The organism is Arthrobacter sp. FW306-1B-F12A (assembly GCF_058781865.1).
In genome coordinates this window covers 24,991-38,117 of the sequence record NZ_JBYSXD010000046.1, presented here as the reverse complement: position 1 = coordinate 38,117, position 13,127 = coordinate 24,991, and the positions used below count along the sequence as shown (strand labels likewise).

The following is a 13,127-nucleotide window of genomic DNA, read 5'->3' as shown; positions in this document are numbered from 1 at the left end:
CCCCCCACGCCGGCGAGGGCCCCGGCCTGAGCTTGCGAAGGCTGGGAGGCGGCGGGGACTAGCCCGGGAAGGAGGGGTCTACCGGACCCTTGAGTTGCAATTCCCACCCATTGCCGACCCGTTGGAAGACGCCTGCGCCCGACTGTCCAAAAATCTGCTCGGGTCCGTTGCCCGCGCTGATAGTCGTCAGGTTCGGCCATGCCGGCAACAGCTGCGGCTGGCTCGATGTCAAGGACAACAGCTCGGGAACCACGTTCTCCGTTGACGAAGCTTTCATCACCGCGACCGTCGTGGAATTGACCCAGACCCCTTGATCAACAGGGGCGGAAGAGAACAAGGTTATGGGTGCAGTCAGGTCTTTGGGGGTGCCGTCAGGATTGCGGACAATTCCGGTCACCTGCACCGATGATTTCCCGTTCATCTCGGAGATCACCAGTGCGCGCGTCCCTTCGCGGGATATCCGGAAGTCCCTCACAACGCGCCCTGCCAACCAGGCCGGCGCCATCGTCACCGTGGGGACGGGCTGTCCAAGAGGAACGTTGGACGGTTTGAACGCCACCACCTCGGTGGCCCCGTTGGCTCCTGGACCTGCCGTCCAGACCCAGTCCTGCGGGCTGAAGGACGGATGGCTCAGGGTTGTCCTGGTTGTCAGTTGACGGGCGGGTAGGCCGGGAATCATCGAATACAGGCTGGTTCCGGCACTGTTGAGGAAGGCCACGGCCTGGGACGTCGGGGACTCGGCGGGAGCGCTAGGGTTCAGTCCGGCCACCGGCTGCATGTCCGGGAGGGCCGAGACCCTGTTGTTCTCGTAGCGGACGAGTTCGTTGTTACTGACGGCGATTTGGCGCGCGGGAGCATTCTTCTCAAGCACGGGCGGCAGGACCGAGCCGTTGTCCTCCACGCGGACCAGATCCTGGTCGGCACGCAACTGAACATTGACCACGTCCGGCTGGCTACGGAAAGTCAGGGTCAGCTGGTTTTGCATCCGCTGCCGGTCCTCGGCAGACGCATCCACGAGTTCCTTGGCGGAAAGGTCCACCTGGGCGGCTCCCGACACCACCGGGACCGACTCCCGGGCCAGCTTCATGCCGGAGGGAAAGGCACTGACAACCGCACCCTGGAGGTAGGGCGCAGGACCGTCGAGCAAGGCGCTGGTCATTGCCTTGACGGTGTTCTTCTTGATGAACCACCGGACGTCCGGAACCGCATAGGTGAAGGTCGGGTCGTAGAAATAGATGGGCTGGGCCGCGTAGATGACTTTGAACGTCTCTTCCGGTATCGCGGTGCCGTCGGGGACCGCCGAGATCCGCCATTCGCCGTCGACCTGTTCCAGGGTCACCGGAATTGTCTCAGTGGTTCCTTCGGGGAACTGCGTCGCAACGCCGTCGGCGTCGACCGCGTAGGCGAGGTCCAGCTGGTACTTGAATTCGTTTTCCACACCGGTCTTGACGACGGTCGCCTTCCGGAAAACGAGCGTGCGCTTGTCGGACTTCCAGCTGACGGACAGCGCCTGCGTGAGGTACTGCCTGGCCACGGCGTAGTCGCCTTCGTAACCGCTGCCTGCACCATAGAAGTCTTCGATGATGGACTCCGGAGTGGCACCGGGGTGGGGCGGCGGCGGGAAGAAAACAGGAGCGTTCGGGTTGCCCGCGCTTTCGTCCTTGCTCTTTCCCACCGGACCAGACCGTGGGATCTGGGCGCAGGAACTAAGGACCACCATGAGGACAGCAAGAACGGCGATCACGGCCCTTAACACGTACGGGCGTCGGGAGAGGTACGGGCGTCGGGAACTCAAGGTGCCGTTCCCCCTTCGGCTTTGCCGTCGTCGTCGTGTCCTGCCGGAGGCAGTACGGCGGGCAGTTCGGCGGGCAGTACGGGAGGCAGTAGTGGCGGCGCCGGCGTGTCTTCCAGCCCCGGGTCCGCGGCGGAACCGCGCTCAAGTGGCGGATCGCCGGCATCCAATACGAGCATCTGGCGCTCAGGAGCAGCGCCCGGCAAATGGATGTCTGCCGGTTCAAGCTGCAACGGTGATTTCACGATGGTGCCACCCTTCTTGAGAGGCAGCGTCAGCCGGAAGTTGGAACCGGATCCCTTGCGCCCCCAAGCTTGCAACCAACCGTTGTGGAGCTTGGTGTCCTCTGCGGCGATGGAGAGTCCCAGTCCGCTGCCACCCGTGGTCCGCGCACGCGCGGGATCGGCGCGCCAGAAACGATCAAAGACCCGCGCGGCTTCTGCCGGGGTCATCCCTATGCCGAAGTCACGCACAGAGATGGCGACTGCCTCTTGGTTGGCGGCAACGGAAACGTGGACCGGTTTCCCCTCGCCGTGTTCGACGGCGTTGAGCAGCAGGTTCCGCAGGATGCGATCGATCCTGCGGGCGTCCATCTCCACGATGATCCGCTTGTGGCGCGAGGTAAGGCGAACTTCGGAGCCATATTCGGCGGCAACGGGAGAGGCACCGTCGATGACATGGGAAACGACTTGGAAGATGTCCGTCGGCTCGGAGTCCAACACGGCGGCCCCTGCGTCGAAGCGGGAAATCTCCAGCAGATCCGAAAGCAGCGACTGGAAGCGCTCCACCTGGTTGTAAAGCAGCTCGGCGGAACGCTTGTTGATGGGGTCGAAGTCATCGCGGGCATCGAACAACACTTCGGCAGCCATCCGAACGGTCGTGAGCGGTGTCCGCAGTTCATGGGACACATCGGAAACGAACCGCTGCTGCATCTGGGACAACGTGGCCAGCTGCGTAATCTGCTCCTGCAGGCTCGCGGCCATGTGGTTGAAGGAGGCGCCCAGCCTGGCCACCTCGTCTTCGCCCTTGACCACCATCCGCTCCTGCAACTGGCCTGCGGCCAGCTTCTCGGAGACGACCGCGGCATGGCTCACCGGACTCACGACGTTCCTGGTCACGTACCAGGCAATACCGCCGATCATGAGGATGAGTGCGGCTCCGCCCGCCCACAGCACGTTCTGGATTTCGTCCAGGGTTTGTTGGGCGGTATCCAGGTCGTAGAGGAGATAGAGCTCGTAGACCGTGCCATTGAAGGTGACTTTGTTCCCGACCGCGATCCCGGGGTGGTCCTGGTTGCCGACGGGGAACTCGGTGGAAGCCCAGTACTGGTCCTTGCCCGATTCCTGCACAGACTTGCGAAGGGCCGGAGGAATGACGCGGACCGTCAACTGATCCGAGGCCCGCGATTCCACCCAGCGGTTGCGCGGCTTGGTTTGTTCGGGCATCGCTTCGAAGACGTATCTCCTCTGGATGACCGAGCCGTTGCCTTCCACCGCTTTGAGCGTGTCATAGACAAGTGTGATGACGCTTGATTGGTCGTTGGCCTGTGACCCGTCAAAGGTGTCCTGGACTTGCTTGACGTAGTAGCGGCTTTCGGACTCGGCTTGCTTCAAACGCTCCTGGAAAAGGTTGTTCGCTATTTGGTTCGAGAGATATGCGCCGACCACCGCAAACGACACCATCGACAGCACGATTGTCACCGCGACGGTCCTGAATTCGAGGGAGCGGCGCCAACGGCGCAGCAAGGCGCGCCACAAGTACCGGATTCCTGGCCGGATGTGGCGAAGTCCGGTCACCACGAGGCGGGAGACACGCAGTGCCAGGATCAGGGCGCGGCGCGTCCAAATGCGGGTGCGCTCCAGGATCCACGGGAGATTCAATGCCCGGGCGTCCGTGTGTTCCGGGACAGGATGTCCTGAAACGGGGTGTTTGACCTTGGCCTCCGGGGCCTCCTGGTCGGTGCCGGGCTCGCCGGTGGAAGACTCAGGCGCCTGCTTTATATCCGACACCACGAACCGTCAATACAACTTCGGGAGCTTCCGGGTCACGCTCGATCTTGGACCGCAGGCGCTGGACATGGACGTTGACCAGCCGGGTGTCGGCAGCGTGGCGGTAGCCCCACACCTGCTCAAGGAGCAGTTCGCGGGTGAAGACCTGCCAGGGCTTGCGCGCCAGCGCGACCAACAGATCGAATTCCAGGGGTGTCAGCGAAATCCGCTCGCCGCCGCGCGTCACCAAGTGGCCCGCGACGTCGATGGTGACGTCGGCAATCCGCAGGGTCTCGGGCGCTTTCTGGTCGCCCGGACGCAACCGGGCGCGGACCCGGGCCACGAGCTCGGCTGGCTTGAAAGGCTTGGGCACGTAGTCGTCAGCACCGGATTCAAGGCCGCGGACGACGTCGGAGGTGTCCGATTTGGCGGTGAGCATGACGATGGGAACGTCCGACTCCCCGCGGATCTGGCGGCACACTTCGATGCCGTCCGATCCGGGCAGCATCAGGTCAAGCAGTACCAGATCCGGTTTGGAGGAACGAAACACCTCCAGCGCTTGTCCGCCGTCCGCGCAAAAAACCGGGTCGAAGCCGTCGTTCCGCAGCACGATGCCGATCATTTCGGCCAGCGCTTCGTCGTCGTCTACTACCAGGATGCGTGCCTTCATAGTTATATATTCCCTTATGACCAAGCCTTTGTCCCGTTGAGCCCGATCACGGCATGGCGCGCTGCAGCCCGCAAGCAAATGGGCTATGAGGCGCGACGGCGGAACTATAGGCTGGTGCGAACGGCCCCTTTCGGGGTCCGTGCATTGCCGCGGACGCATCTTTTGGGGAGGAAAACGTGTCACAACCCGATCCGGGTTACCGGCCTGAACAGGGACCGCGGCCACCGTGGGGCGCCCAGCCACAATGGGGCGCGCCGCAACCGGGCGCCCAGCCACAATGGGGCACCCCACCGCAATGGGGCGTGCCGCAGTATCCGGGGCAATCGTGGGGCCCGCCGGTCGATCCGCGCTGGCCGGCAGGCGGTCCGCCGCCGTACGGCCAGCCCCGCTATGTGGCTCCCCCGAAACCCGGAATCGTGCCCCTCCGGCCGCTCTTCTTCGGTGAAATCATGGACGGTGCATTCCAGACCGTCCGCCGGAACGCCAAAACCATGTTCGGCTCCGCCCTCATTGTCCAGGCCGTTGCCGGCGCATTGAACGAGGTGGCCGCGCTGGGCATGCTCGGGATGGTCGAACCTCCCGTAGGAGGATTCACGAGCCAGGACGAGGCGATGCGGTATCTTGGCCCGGCCGTTGGCGCCACTGCAGGGATCATGGGAATTTCCTTGCTCACTATGGTGCTCACAGCCGTCCTTCAAGGGGTCATGGCCATTCCCGTCGCCAGATCCGCGTTGAACCGGCCCACGGGGTTCAAGCAAATGTGGTCCTTGGCCCGCTCGCGTATCTGGCCCTTGGTAGGACTTGCCGCCCTCCTCCTTGCTGGATCATTGTTGTTCTTCCTGGTCCTGTTCTTGCTGGCCGTCCTCGTCCTGGCCGGATTGGGTCCGGCCGGGGTGCTCTTGCTTTTCCCGTTGGTCTTCGGCGCGGCCGTCGTATTTTTCTGGATCTATACGAAACTGTTGGTGGCCCCGGCCGCCATCACCGTAGAAGAACTCGGCGTCTTCGCCGGTCTTCGGCGCTCGTGGACGCTGACGCGCCGGAATTGGTGGCGGATCTTCGGAATCACGCTGCTGGTGGCCTTCATGGTATTTATCATCGGGTCGGTCATCCAGATTCCCCTGGGCTTGGCTTCCGGTGGAATAAACTCCGTGTTCGCCCCCCATGCCGGCGCCGCACAAGTGACCACGACGGCGATTGTCCTCGCCGTGGCCTCGCTGGTCGTAGGGGTCCTCGTAAGCGCAGTTGGCTTCGCTTTCCAAACCTCCGTAGCAGCCCTGATCTACATGGACCTGAGGATGCGACGCGACGGGCTGGACGTGGAACTCCTGCGGCTTCTGGAGACCGGGGAAGATCCCGACGGCGTTCCCGGCCGGCGCAGGGCACGTCAAGTCGGTGCGCATCCATGGCCGCCGAACACCGCCCAGGGTACCCCACAAGGATGATCCCGGTCTCCGCGTCCCTTGCTCTTCTTCTCCCTGCCATCGAGCCTCCCGTTGATCCGGACCGCGGCGAGGCCCAGCGGTGGGCGGCCGAAGAACTGTCCAAGCAACAGTACGCATCGGCCAAGCCAAGTTGGATCGGCGAGGTATGGAATCAGTTCGTCGACTGGCTCCGTTCCTTGAACGGCGATTCCATGGGTGGGGCAAATATCGGCGTGCCGCTGATCGGCGTCCTGGCCGTGGTCCTCATTGTGGTTGCCGTGATGGTCGTCAGGCCGAGGCTCAACGCGCGGAAGAAGGCGTCGGCGAAGGTTTTCGACGGCGAGCCGACGGTTGATGCCGATACGTTCCGCGCCCGCGCATCTGCAGCGGCAAGCCGTGAAGACTGGCAAACGGCCGTCGTCGAACAGTTCCGCGCCGTGGTTCGCTCTGCGGAGGACCGGGCAGTCATTGACGTCCAGGCTGGCCGGACCGCGGACGAGGCGGCTGCCCAATTGGGGCGCGCGTTCGGGGACGCCAGTTCGCGGCTTGAGGAAGCCGCCAGGATTTTCGATGGCGTGAAATACGGAAAGGCGACCGCCACCGCTTCCGACCATGCAGCCGTCCTCTCACTGGACACCGGACTATCGGCCATGAAACCTGATTTCGCCGGGCAGTCCGCCAACGGTTTGGCGGTGCCGCGATGACATCGGACACTCAAACAGTCCGGTGGTCCGCGCAACTGCGGGGTTGGTTGCGCCGCCATATGGCCTGGATCATCATCGGGGCCATCGTGGCGGTACTCGGATCTGTCACTGTGTTCCAGTCCCCGACGAACACGGACACGGCACCCCTCTCCGCCCGCAATGCCGCTCCTGATGGCGCCATGGCTGCGGCCGAAATCCTCCGGCGGCACGGAGTCACGGTCACGGAATCCGATTCATTCGCGACGACAACCTCGCTGCTGGCCGGGAAACCACGCGCCACCGTCTTGTTGTATGACCGCAACGGCTATCTCGATTCCGCCCAGTTGCACAGCCTGCTGCAATCGGCCGACCGCGTGGTGGTCATCGCTCCCGGCTTCCGAACCCTGACGGGGCTGAGCCGCGAGATCCGTCATGCCGGAGTGGTTCCCAACGGGACGTCAACGTTGGAAGCAGGGTGCGGGCAAACGGATCCACTTGTTGCGGGGCGTGTCTCCGGCAAGGGCGCGTTCCTTTACACGGGAGCCGATGTGACGTGCTACCGGCCTGGCAGCAACGACGGAGGCATGTACGCGGCCAGTGCGGACGGTCGGCTGGTGGTTCTCGGCAGCACGGCCGTTCTCAGCAACGATCTCCTGCAGGTAGAGGGCAATGCCGCACTGACTCTTCGGACCCTCGGGCCAACGCCGGATCTCGTCTGGTATCTGCCAGGCCTTGGAGACGTACCGAATAATGGCACACCGCCCACGCTGGAGGAATTGGCGCCGCCGTGGGTTGGCTTCCTGGGATTGTGGCTGGCGGTGGTCGCGTTGCTCGCTGTGCTGTGGCGGGGCAGGCGGCTTGGTCCGCTCGTGTTTGAGCCGCTGCCGGTGGTGGTCAAGGCTGTAGAGACCGCCGAAGGCCGTGCCCGTCTCTATCAGGATTCCCGCGCTGTCGGCCAGGCCGCCGACAATATCCGGGCCGGCACTTTGACCAGGCTTGCCAAGCACTTCCGGCTCGGCCCCGAAGCCCGCGCGGAGGCCGTCCTCGATGCCGTGTCCCGAAAGGTCAACCAGCCTGCACAGGAGTTGCGCATGCTCCTGCTGGACCACCGGCCACGCACCGAATCAGAACTCGTCCACTGGGCACAAAGCATCGAAACACTCGAGCAGGAGGCAACAGCCCCATGAGTAATCACGCAATGAGCAATCAAGCAAACAGCTACACCGACGGCAGCTATGGCTACCCGGGCGGCCCGGCGTCGCAGGGGCAGCCAACGCAGGCGGCTACCCGGTCCGACCCTGCCCGCAAAGCCCTGCTGGACGTCCGTCACGAAGTAGGCAAGGCCGTGGTCGGACAGGATGCAACGGTGTCGGGCATGCTCATCGCGCTGCTGTGCGGTGGCCACGTACTGCTTGAGGGTGTTCCGGGCGTCGCCAAAACCCTCCTGGTACGGGCCTTGTCCGCCGCGTTGAGCCTGGATACGAAGCGCGTCCAGTTCACTCCGGACCTCATGCCGGGCGACGTCACCGGCTCACTCGTCTACGACTCGCACACCTCGGAATTCACCTTCCGCGAAGGACCAGTGTTCACCAACATCATGCTGGCCGACGAAATCAACCGAACGCCGCCCAAGACCCAGGCGTCGCTGCTGGAAGCCATGGAGGAGCGCCAGGTATCCGTGGACGGACTCTCCCGGCCTTTGCCGTCGCCGTTCATTGTTGCCGCCACCCAAAACCCTGTCGAGTACGAGGGCACCTATCCCCTGCCCGAGGCGCAACTGGACCGCTTCCTGCTCAAGCTCTCCATGCCGCTGCCCGGACGTGCCGAAGAGATCGAAGTGGTCCGCAGGCACTCGGAAGGATTTGATCCGCGCAATTTGCTGGCTGCGGGAGTCAGGCCAGTAGCGGGCGTCGCCGAACTCCAGAATGCCCGCGACGCGGTGGCCGAAGTGACCGTGGCCCCCGAGATCCTCGGCTACATCGTGGACGTCGTGCGGGCGACGCGGGCAGCGCCGTCGTTCCAGCTGGGAGTCTCCCCGCGCGGCGCGACGGCGCTTCTGAACACCTCGCGTGCCTGGGCATGGTTGTCCGGGCGCAACTTCGTCACCCCCGACGACGTCAAAGCGCTCTCGTTGCCGTGTTTGAGGCACCGTGTCGGACTGCGACCCGAAGCCCAAATGGACGGTGTGCATGTAGATGATGTCCTTGGCAGCATCCTGGCGTCCGTCCCCGTGCCGCGCTGATTGGCCTCGCCTCATGACTCTCTACTTCGGGCAGTACTGAATGGCGATCACAGGCCGCTTTGTGCTGCTCGTTTTCGCCGCGTTGGCCCCCTTGCTGCTGTTTCCCGCGTGGAGTACGGTCCTTCTCGCCACCGCCTTGCTGCTGGCGTTGGTGTTGTCCGACCTCCTGCTGGCCGCGTCCCCGGCCAAAATCGCCCTTCAACGCAAGGATCCCGGGAATGTCACCCTGCACGCGGACACGGAGTCCGTTCTGACGCTGGAAAACGGCAATCGGCGTAGATTCCGCGGAGTGGTGCGTGACGCGTGGCAACCCTCCGCGGGGACGGTCGCCCCGGTCCAGCGTGTTGAAATCCCTGCTGGTGAGCGGCGTCGGATGTCGATGGCTCTGAAGCCAACACGGCGCGGGGACCTGTCGGCACCGCACGTAACGCTCCGTTCCTTCGGCCCGCTCGGCCTGGCTGCCAGGCAACGCACCGTGACCCTTCCCGGCCGTCTTCGCGTTCTGCCGCCGTTCCATTCCAAGCGGCATTTGCCGTCCAAGCTGCGAAAACTCCGGGAGCTCGACGGCAAAGCGGCCGTGCAGATCCGCGGGGCCGGCACGGAATTCGATTCCCTCCGCGATTACGTCCGGGGCGACGACGTGCGCTCCATCGACTGGCGGGCAACCGCCCGGCGCACCGCCGTCGTCGTCCGGACCTGGCGACCCGAACGGGACCGCCGCGTCGTCATCATGCTCGATACCTCGCGCACGGCAGCAGCCCGAATCGACGACGAGCCCCGCCTGGACACCGGGATGGAAGCGGCTCTCCTGCTTGCGGTGCTGGCAGAGCGGGGCGGAGACCGCGTGGACTTCTTCGCTTTCGACAGGCGCGTCCGCGGGCGCGTCGATTCAGCGGCCAAAGGCAATCTGCTCGGCTCCTTGGTCCAGGCCATGGCTCCGCTGGAGGCGGAACTGATCGAGATGGACTGGGCCCAGATCCCGGCGCAAGTACGGGCCATTTCGGCGCACCGTTCCCTTGTGGTCCTGTTGACCTCGCTCGACAGCGGCGCACCCGAAGAAGGACTCATTCCTTTGGTGGCGCAACTCGTACGGCAGCACGTCGTGCTGCTTGGATCGGTGCGGGACCCCTTGCTGGGCCGAATGAAGGAAGAACGCACGACGGCGAGCCAGGTCTTCCGTGCCTCCGCCGCCGAACGTGCCCTGCTGGACCGTGAGGCCGTCAGCGCCCAATTGCGCCAGCTTGGCGCGGAGGTAGTCGACGCCGAGCCGTTGGAACTGCCGCCGCTCCTGGCGGATGCGTACATTCGGCTGAAGGCCGCGGGACGCTTATAGCCTTGCCAGGCGCCCAGTCCAGATATCAACAACCCGGAATCCGAGGAAAGCACATGAGCACACCCATCTACGAGTTGGCGCTGGGCGCTAAGTTCCGGCAATTGCAGCCCGAACTCCAGGACTATTTCTCCCTGGCCCCGGGCTCCGGATCTTACGGAATCGGCGAGGGCGTATTCGACGTGGTCGGTTGCAGGCAGAAGTGGCTCCGCCCACTCCTTGCCACGATTGCCGGCGAAGAGGCCTTCTTCCCCGAGTACGGCGAGCGCATCCCGTTCCGCATCGAAAATCATGCGCATCTTGATCCCTTCGGACGGTCCAGCCTCACGGCCCGGCGTGAAATATTCTTTCCCGGGCACACCCGCTTGTTCCATGACACCACTGTCGCGGAGGCCGCCCACGACGGTGGCACCCGCTTGGTCGACTATTTGGGCCGATACCGCAGGCTGGCCACGGCGTTGGACCTGGATGTCACCGCGGAAGGGCGTCTTCGCGGTGTCTCCGGTGCATCATGCCTGTTCCTGGGGCCGCTGAGGCTCAGCTTGCCGGCTTCCCTCGACGCAAAAGCCTACGCAGAGCAGTGGTGGGATGCGGCAGAAGGAAAGCATCGGATCCAGGTGAAGGTGCTGCAGCCGCAGGTCGGACTGGTGCTGGTCTATGCCGGCTCCTTCGACTACCGTTTGGCGCCCTCGCTGCCCGCGAACGATGGTGCAGTTGCCAAGCGTTCCGCCACTGCCGCCGTCGGGCTCCCCCGTTACGCCGAGCCGGACCGTTGGGAACGGCGCGTCTAGAAGGGCCCGGACGGCAGGCTAACCGAGCGCGATCTGGTTGAGCCCATCCGCAATCTGGGTCAAGCGGTTAAGAACCTCTTTAGCCCCCGACGGCGAGAATCCGGCCAGACCGTCCGACGGCGTGACCCGCACGGCACCCAGGCTCGACGCCGGCAGACCGAGTTGGCGCCAAGGTTGCCAGACGGTGTCCACGAGCTCGGCGGTGCGTGGCAGGGTTGCCCTTGGATTCCCTACGGGCAAGGCGCCGGCCCACAGGCGTTTGCCCGCTTCCACCGCAGTGGCAATCTGTTCCCACTGACGCGTGGTGAGTGCCTTGAGTGGTAGCGCGACGCCGTCAGCTCCGGAGGAGAGGATCTGCTGGATCGGGGCTTCGATTTCCGGAACGGAAACCACGGTCTCGGCCACTCCTGCGGCCCGCAGCGCGTCGATCACCAACCGCCAGGCTCCCGTGACTTCCTCGCCCGGGATGGAACGCAGGGTGCGGTAGCCACTCGCCGTCGGGATGGTGCCGGCCAGCACGGAGGAGATGTCCGGTTCGTCGAGCTGGACCACGATCGCGGCGCCGGGCACGGCAGCGCGGACTTTGGATACGTGCTCGGCGACTCCGGCGGCCAAGGACTCCGCAATGTCCCTGCGGGCGCCGTAGTCAAGAAGGGCGCGCTCCCCGTTATGCAAGTAAAGGCCCGCGGCTAGGCTCAAGGGGCCGCGCAGCTGAATCTTGAGTTCGTCGGCGGAGGATTCTTCCGAGCCGGCAACGTCGGCGAGGATATTGATGTCGGTGGCAAGGGCGGACTTCGCACGCCGCAGGTCTTTCCCCGGGCGGTCAACCAGGCGCCAGCCGTGCGGCTGCACATCGATGGCCAGCTCGACCAGGAGCGATGCCGTCCGGCCGAGGGCATCCGAGCCCACGCCACGATCCGGAAGCTCGGCCAGGAACGGCAGGTGCGGGCTGCCCAGTTCGCCGCGGATGATCCGGGCTGCCTCAGCAGGATCCGTTCCGGGCCAAGGACCCAATGCCGTGGCGCTGACCTGGTTCTGCGCGGTTTCGGCTTTCTGCGCGGTCTCGGCGGCCACGTGTTCAGGCCTGCGCGATGGAAGCCTGGTGGCCTTCGGCGATTGCCTCGTGGTGCCGGATGACCTCACTGATGATGAAATTCAGGAACTTCTCCGCGAAGGCAGGATCGAGGTGCGCTTCTTCGGCGAGCCGGCGGAGCCGCGCGATCTGGGCGGACTCGCGTCCCGGGTCCCCGGCGGGAAGCTTGTGCGTCGCCTTCAGGACTCCCACTTTCTGGGTGGCTTTGAACCGCTCCGCGAGGAGGAAGACGAGGGTGGCATCGATGTTGTCGATGCTGGAGCGGATGGAGAGCAACTCGTCCATGACGGCCTGGTCCACGCGGCCGGCGAGGGAGCTGGCGGAAGGATCGAAGGAGTCGGCGTCGGGGAGGGCGTGGTTCTGCTCGGTCATTCCTCCAGTCTAGGGTGTGCGGGCCGGCCCTTGAGGGGCAGAATGGGCATGTCCGCGCCGATGATAAGGAGAGCACGCATGAAAATCGCAGTTCTTGGCACCGGAATGGTGGGGCATACCCTGGCCGACAAATTGGTGGCCGTAGGCCACGAGGTCATGATGGGTTCCCGGGAAGCCGGCAATCCCAAGGGGACGGAGTGGGCGGCGCAGGCGGGTCCGGGGGCAAGCTCCGGTTCCTTCGCGCAGGCGGCAGCCATGGCCGAGCTCGTGGTCAACGCAACCCCGGGCATGGTCTCGCTCGCGGCGTTGAGCGAAGCCGGGGCTGCGAACCTGGCGGGCAAGGTCCTGGTGGATGTGTCCAACCCGCTGGATTTTTCCGCCGGCTTCCCGCCGTCGCTCTCCGTCTGCAATACCGACAGCATTGCCGAAACCATCCAGCGCTCCTTCCCCGCGGCGCGTGTGGTCAAGGCCCTCAACACCTTGACTGCTCCCCTGATGGTTGATCCGCTCAGGCTCGCCGATGGTGCCCATGACGTCTTCGTGGCGGGGAACGACGACGACGCGAAAACCACCGTCGTCGCGCTCCTGCGGGAGTTCGGCTGGCTTCCGGAACACATCCACGACCTGGGCGGGCTCGACGTTGCCCGTGGCCTTGAAATGTGGATGCCGCTGTGGCTCCGGATCTTCGTGCGCCAACCGAAGGACAAGCTCTTCAACATCAGCATCGTGTCCGAATAGCCGCGCA

The 13,127-nt window shown here is 64.7% G+C and carries 12 protein-coding genes; 7 read left to right on the top strand and 5 right to left on the bottom strand.

Annotated elements, in window-relative coordinates:
* Positions 1-58: 58 nt before the first annotated feature.
* The 3 genes from AC3WJU_RS18220 to mtrA are packed head-to-tail and all read right to left on the bottom strand — an operon-like array spanning position 59 to position 4,450.
* Positions 59-1,795, bottom strand: a complete 1,737-nt coding sequence (locus tag AC3WJU_RS18220; RefSeq protein WP_370872694.1) for an LpqB family beta-propeller domain-containing protein — start codon at positions 1,793-1,795, stop codon at positions 59-61.
* A complete protein-coding gene (mtrB, locus tag AC3WJU_RS18215; RefSeq protein WP_492260523.1) occupies positions 1,792-3,804 on the bottom strand; it encodes an MtrAB system histidine kinase MtrB in 2,013 nt (670 codons plus the stop codon). Before mtrB ends, AC3WJU_RS18220 begins: the two co-directional genes overlap by 4 nt.
* Complete coding sequence (gene mtrA, locus AC3WJU_RS18210; RefSeq protein WP_059387541.1) at positions 3,776-4,450, bottom strand: MtrAB system response regulator MtrA; 675 nt, start codon at positions 4,448-4,450, stop codon at positions 3,776-3,778. Before mtrA ends, mtrB begins: the two co-directional genes overlap by 29 nt.
* A 176-nt stretch (positions 4,451-4,626) precedes the next feature.
* Between mtrA and AC3WJU_RS18205 the strand changes: the two genes are divergently transcribed.
* Genes AC3WJU_RS18205 through AC3WJU_RS18180 form a run of 6 tightly spaced genes read left to right on the top strand, consistent with a single transcriptional unit; the run spans position 4,627 to position 10,917 of the window.
* Positions 4,627-5,892, top strand: coding sequence for a DUF7847 domain-containing protein (locus tag AC3WJU_RS18205; RefSeq protein ID WP_307053558.1), 1,266 nt, complete (start codon positions 4,627-4,629; stop codon positions 5,890-5,892).
* Positions 5,889-6,575, top strand: coding sequence for a DUF4129 domain-containing protein (locus tag AC3WJU_RS18200; RefSeq protein WP_441437151.1), 687 nt, complete (start codon positions 5,889-5,891; stop codon positions 6,573-6,575). Before AC3WJU_RS18205 ends, AC3WJU_RS18200 begins: the two co-directional genes overlap by 4 nt.
* Positions 6,572-7,741 carry a DUF4350 domain-containing protein gene (locus AC3WJU_RS18195; protein WP_492260522.1) on the top strand — a complete coding sequence of 390 codons (1,170 nt, stop codon included), beginning with the start codon at positions 6,572-6,574 and terminating at the stop codon, positions 7,739-7,741. The genes AC3WJU_RS18200 and AC3WJU_RS18195 overlap by 4 nt, the downstream gene beginning before the upstream one ends.
* 11 nt (positions 7,742-7,752) lie before the next feature.
* Positions 7,753-8,796: an AAA family ATPase gene (locus AC3WJU_RS18190; protein ID WP_059387538.1), complete on the top strand. Its 1,044-nt coding sequence runs from the start codon at positions 7,753-7,755 to the stop codon at positions 8,794-8,796.
* A gap of 40 nt (positions 8,797-8,836) precedes the next feature.
* Complete coding sequence (locus AC3WJU_RS18185) at positions 8,837-10,129, top strand: DUF58 domain-containing protein (RefSeq protein ID WP_441432489.1); 1,293 nt, start codon at positions 8,837-8,839, stop codon at positions 10,127-10,129.
* Positions 10,130-10,182: 53 nt separating this feature from the next.
* The gene (locus AC3WJU_RS18180; protein ID WP_492260521.1) at positions 10,183-10,917 is read left to right on the top strand and encodes a DUF4166 domain-containing protein; all 735 of its coding nucleotides are present in this window, start codon (positions 10,183-10,185) and stop codon (positions 10,915-10,917) included.
* Between the two features lie 18 nt (positions 10,918-10,935).
* Here the strand turns inward: AC3WJU_RS18180 and AC3WJU_RS18175 are convergent, their stop codons facing one another.
* The gene (locus AC3WJU_RS18175) at positions 10,936-11,991 is read right to left on the bottom strand and encodes a uroporphyrinogen decarboxylase/cobalamine-independent methonine synthase family protein (protein WP_284991549.1); all 1,056 of its coding nucleotides are present in this window, start codon (positions 11,989-11,991) and stop codon (positions 10,936-10,938) included.
* A 4-nt stretch (positions 11,992-11,995) separates the two neighbouring features.
* Entirely contained in the window at positions 11,996-12,382 is a 387-nt protein-coding gene (locus tag AC3WJU_RS18170; RefSeq protein WP_059387536.1) for a chorismate mutase, read from the bottom strand.
* Positions 12,383-12,460: 78 nt separating this feature from the next.
* Between AC3WJU_RS18170 and AC3WJU_RS18165 the strand changes: the two genes are divergently transcribed.
* On the top strand, positions 12,461-13,120 hold the full coding sequence (locus AC3WJU_RS18165) for an NADPH-dependent F420 reductase (protein WP_332601934.1): 660 nt from the start codon (positions 12,461-12,463) through the stop codon (positions 13,118-13,120).
* The last annotated feature ends 7 nt before the right edge of the window (positions 13,121-13,127 follow it).

Coding starts and splice junctions, on each gene's coding strand:
- mtrA (WP_059387541.1), bottom strand. CDS start 4,450: ATGAAGGCACGCATCCTGGTAGTAGACGACGACGAAGCGCTGGCCGAA.
- AC3WJU_RS18200 (WP_441437151.1), top strand. CDS start 5,889: ATGATCCCGGTCTCCGCGTCCCTTGCTCTTCTTCTCCCTGCCATCGAG.
- AC3WJU_RS18195 (WP_492260522.1), top strand. CDS start 6,572: ATGACATCGGACACTCAAACAGTCCGGTGGTCCGCGCAACTGCGGGGT.
- AC3WJU_RS18190 (WP_059387538.1), top strand. CDS start 7,753: ATGAGCAATCAAGCAAACAGCTACACCGACGGCAGCTATGGCTACCCG.
- AC3WJU_RS18185 (WP_441432489.1), top strand. CDS start 8,837: ATGGCGATCACAGGCCGCTTTGTGCTGCTCGTTTTCGCCGCGTTGGCC.
- AC3WJU_RS18180 (WP_492260521.1), top strand. CDS start 10,183: ATGAGCACACCCATCTACGAGTTGGCGCTGGGCGCTAAGTTCCGGCAA.
- AC3WJU_RS18170 (WP_059387536.1), bottom strand. CDS start 12,382: ATGACCGAGCAGAACCACGCCCTCCCCGACGCCGACTCCTTCGATCCT.
- AC3WJU_RS18165 (WP_332601934.1), top strand. CDS start 12,461: ATGAAAATCGCAGTTCTTGGCACCGGAATGGTGGGGCATACCCTGGCC.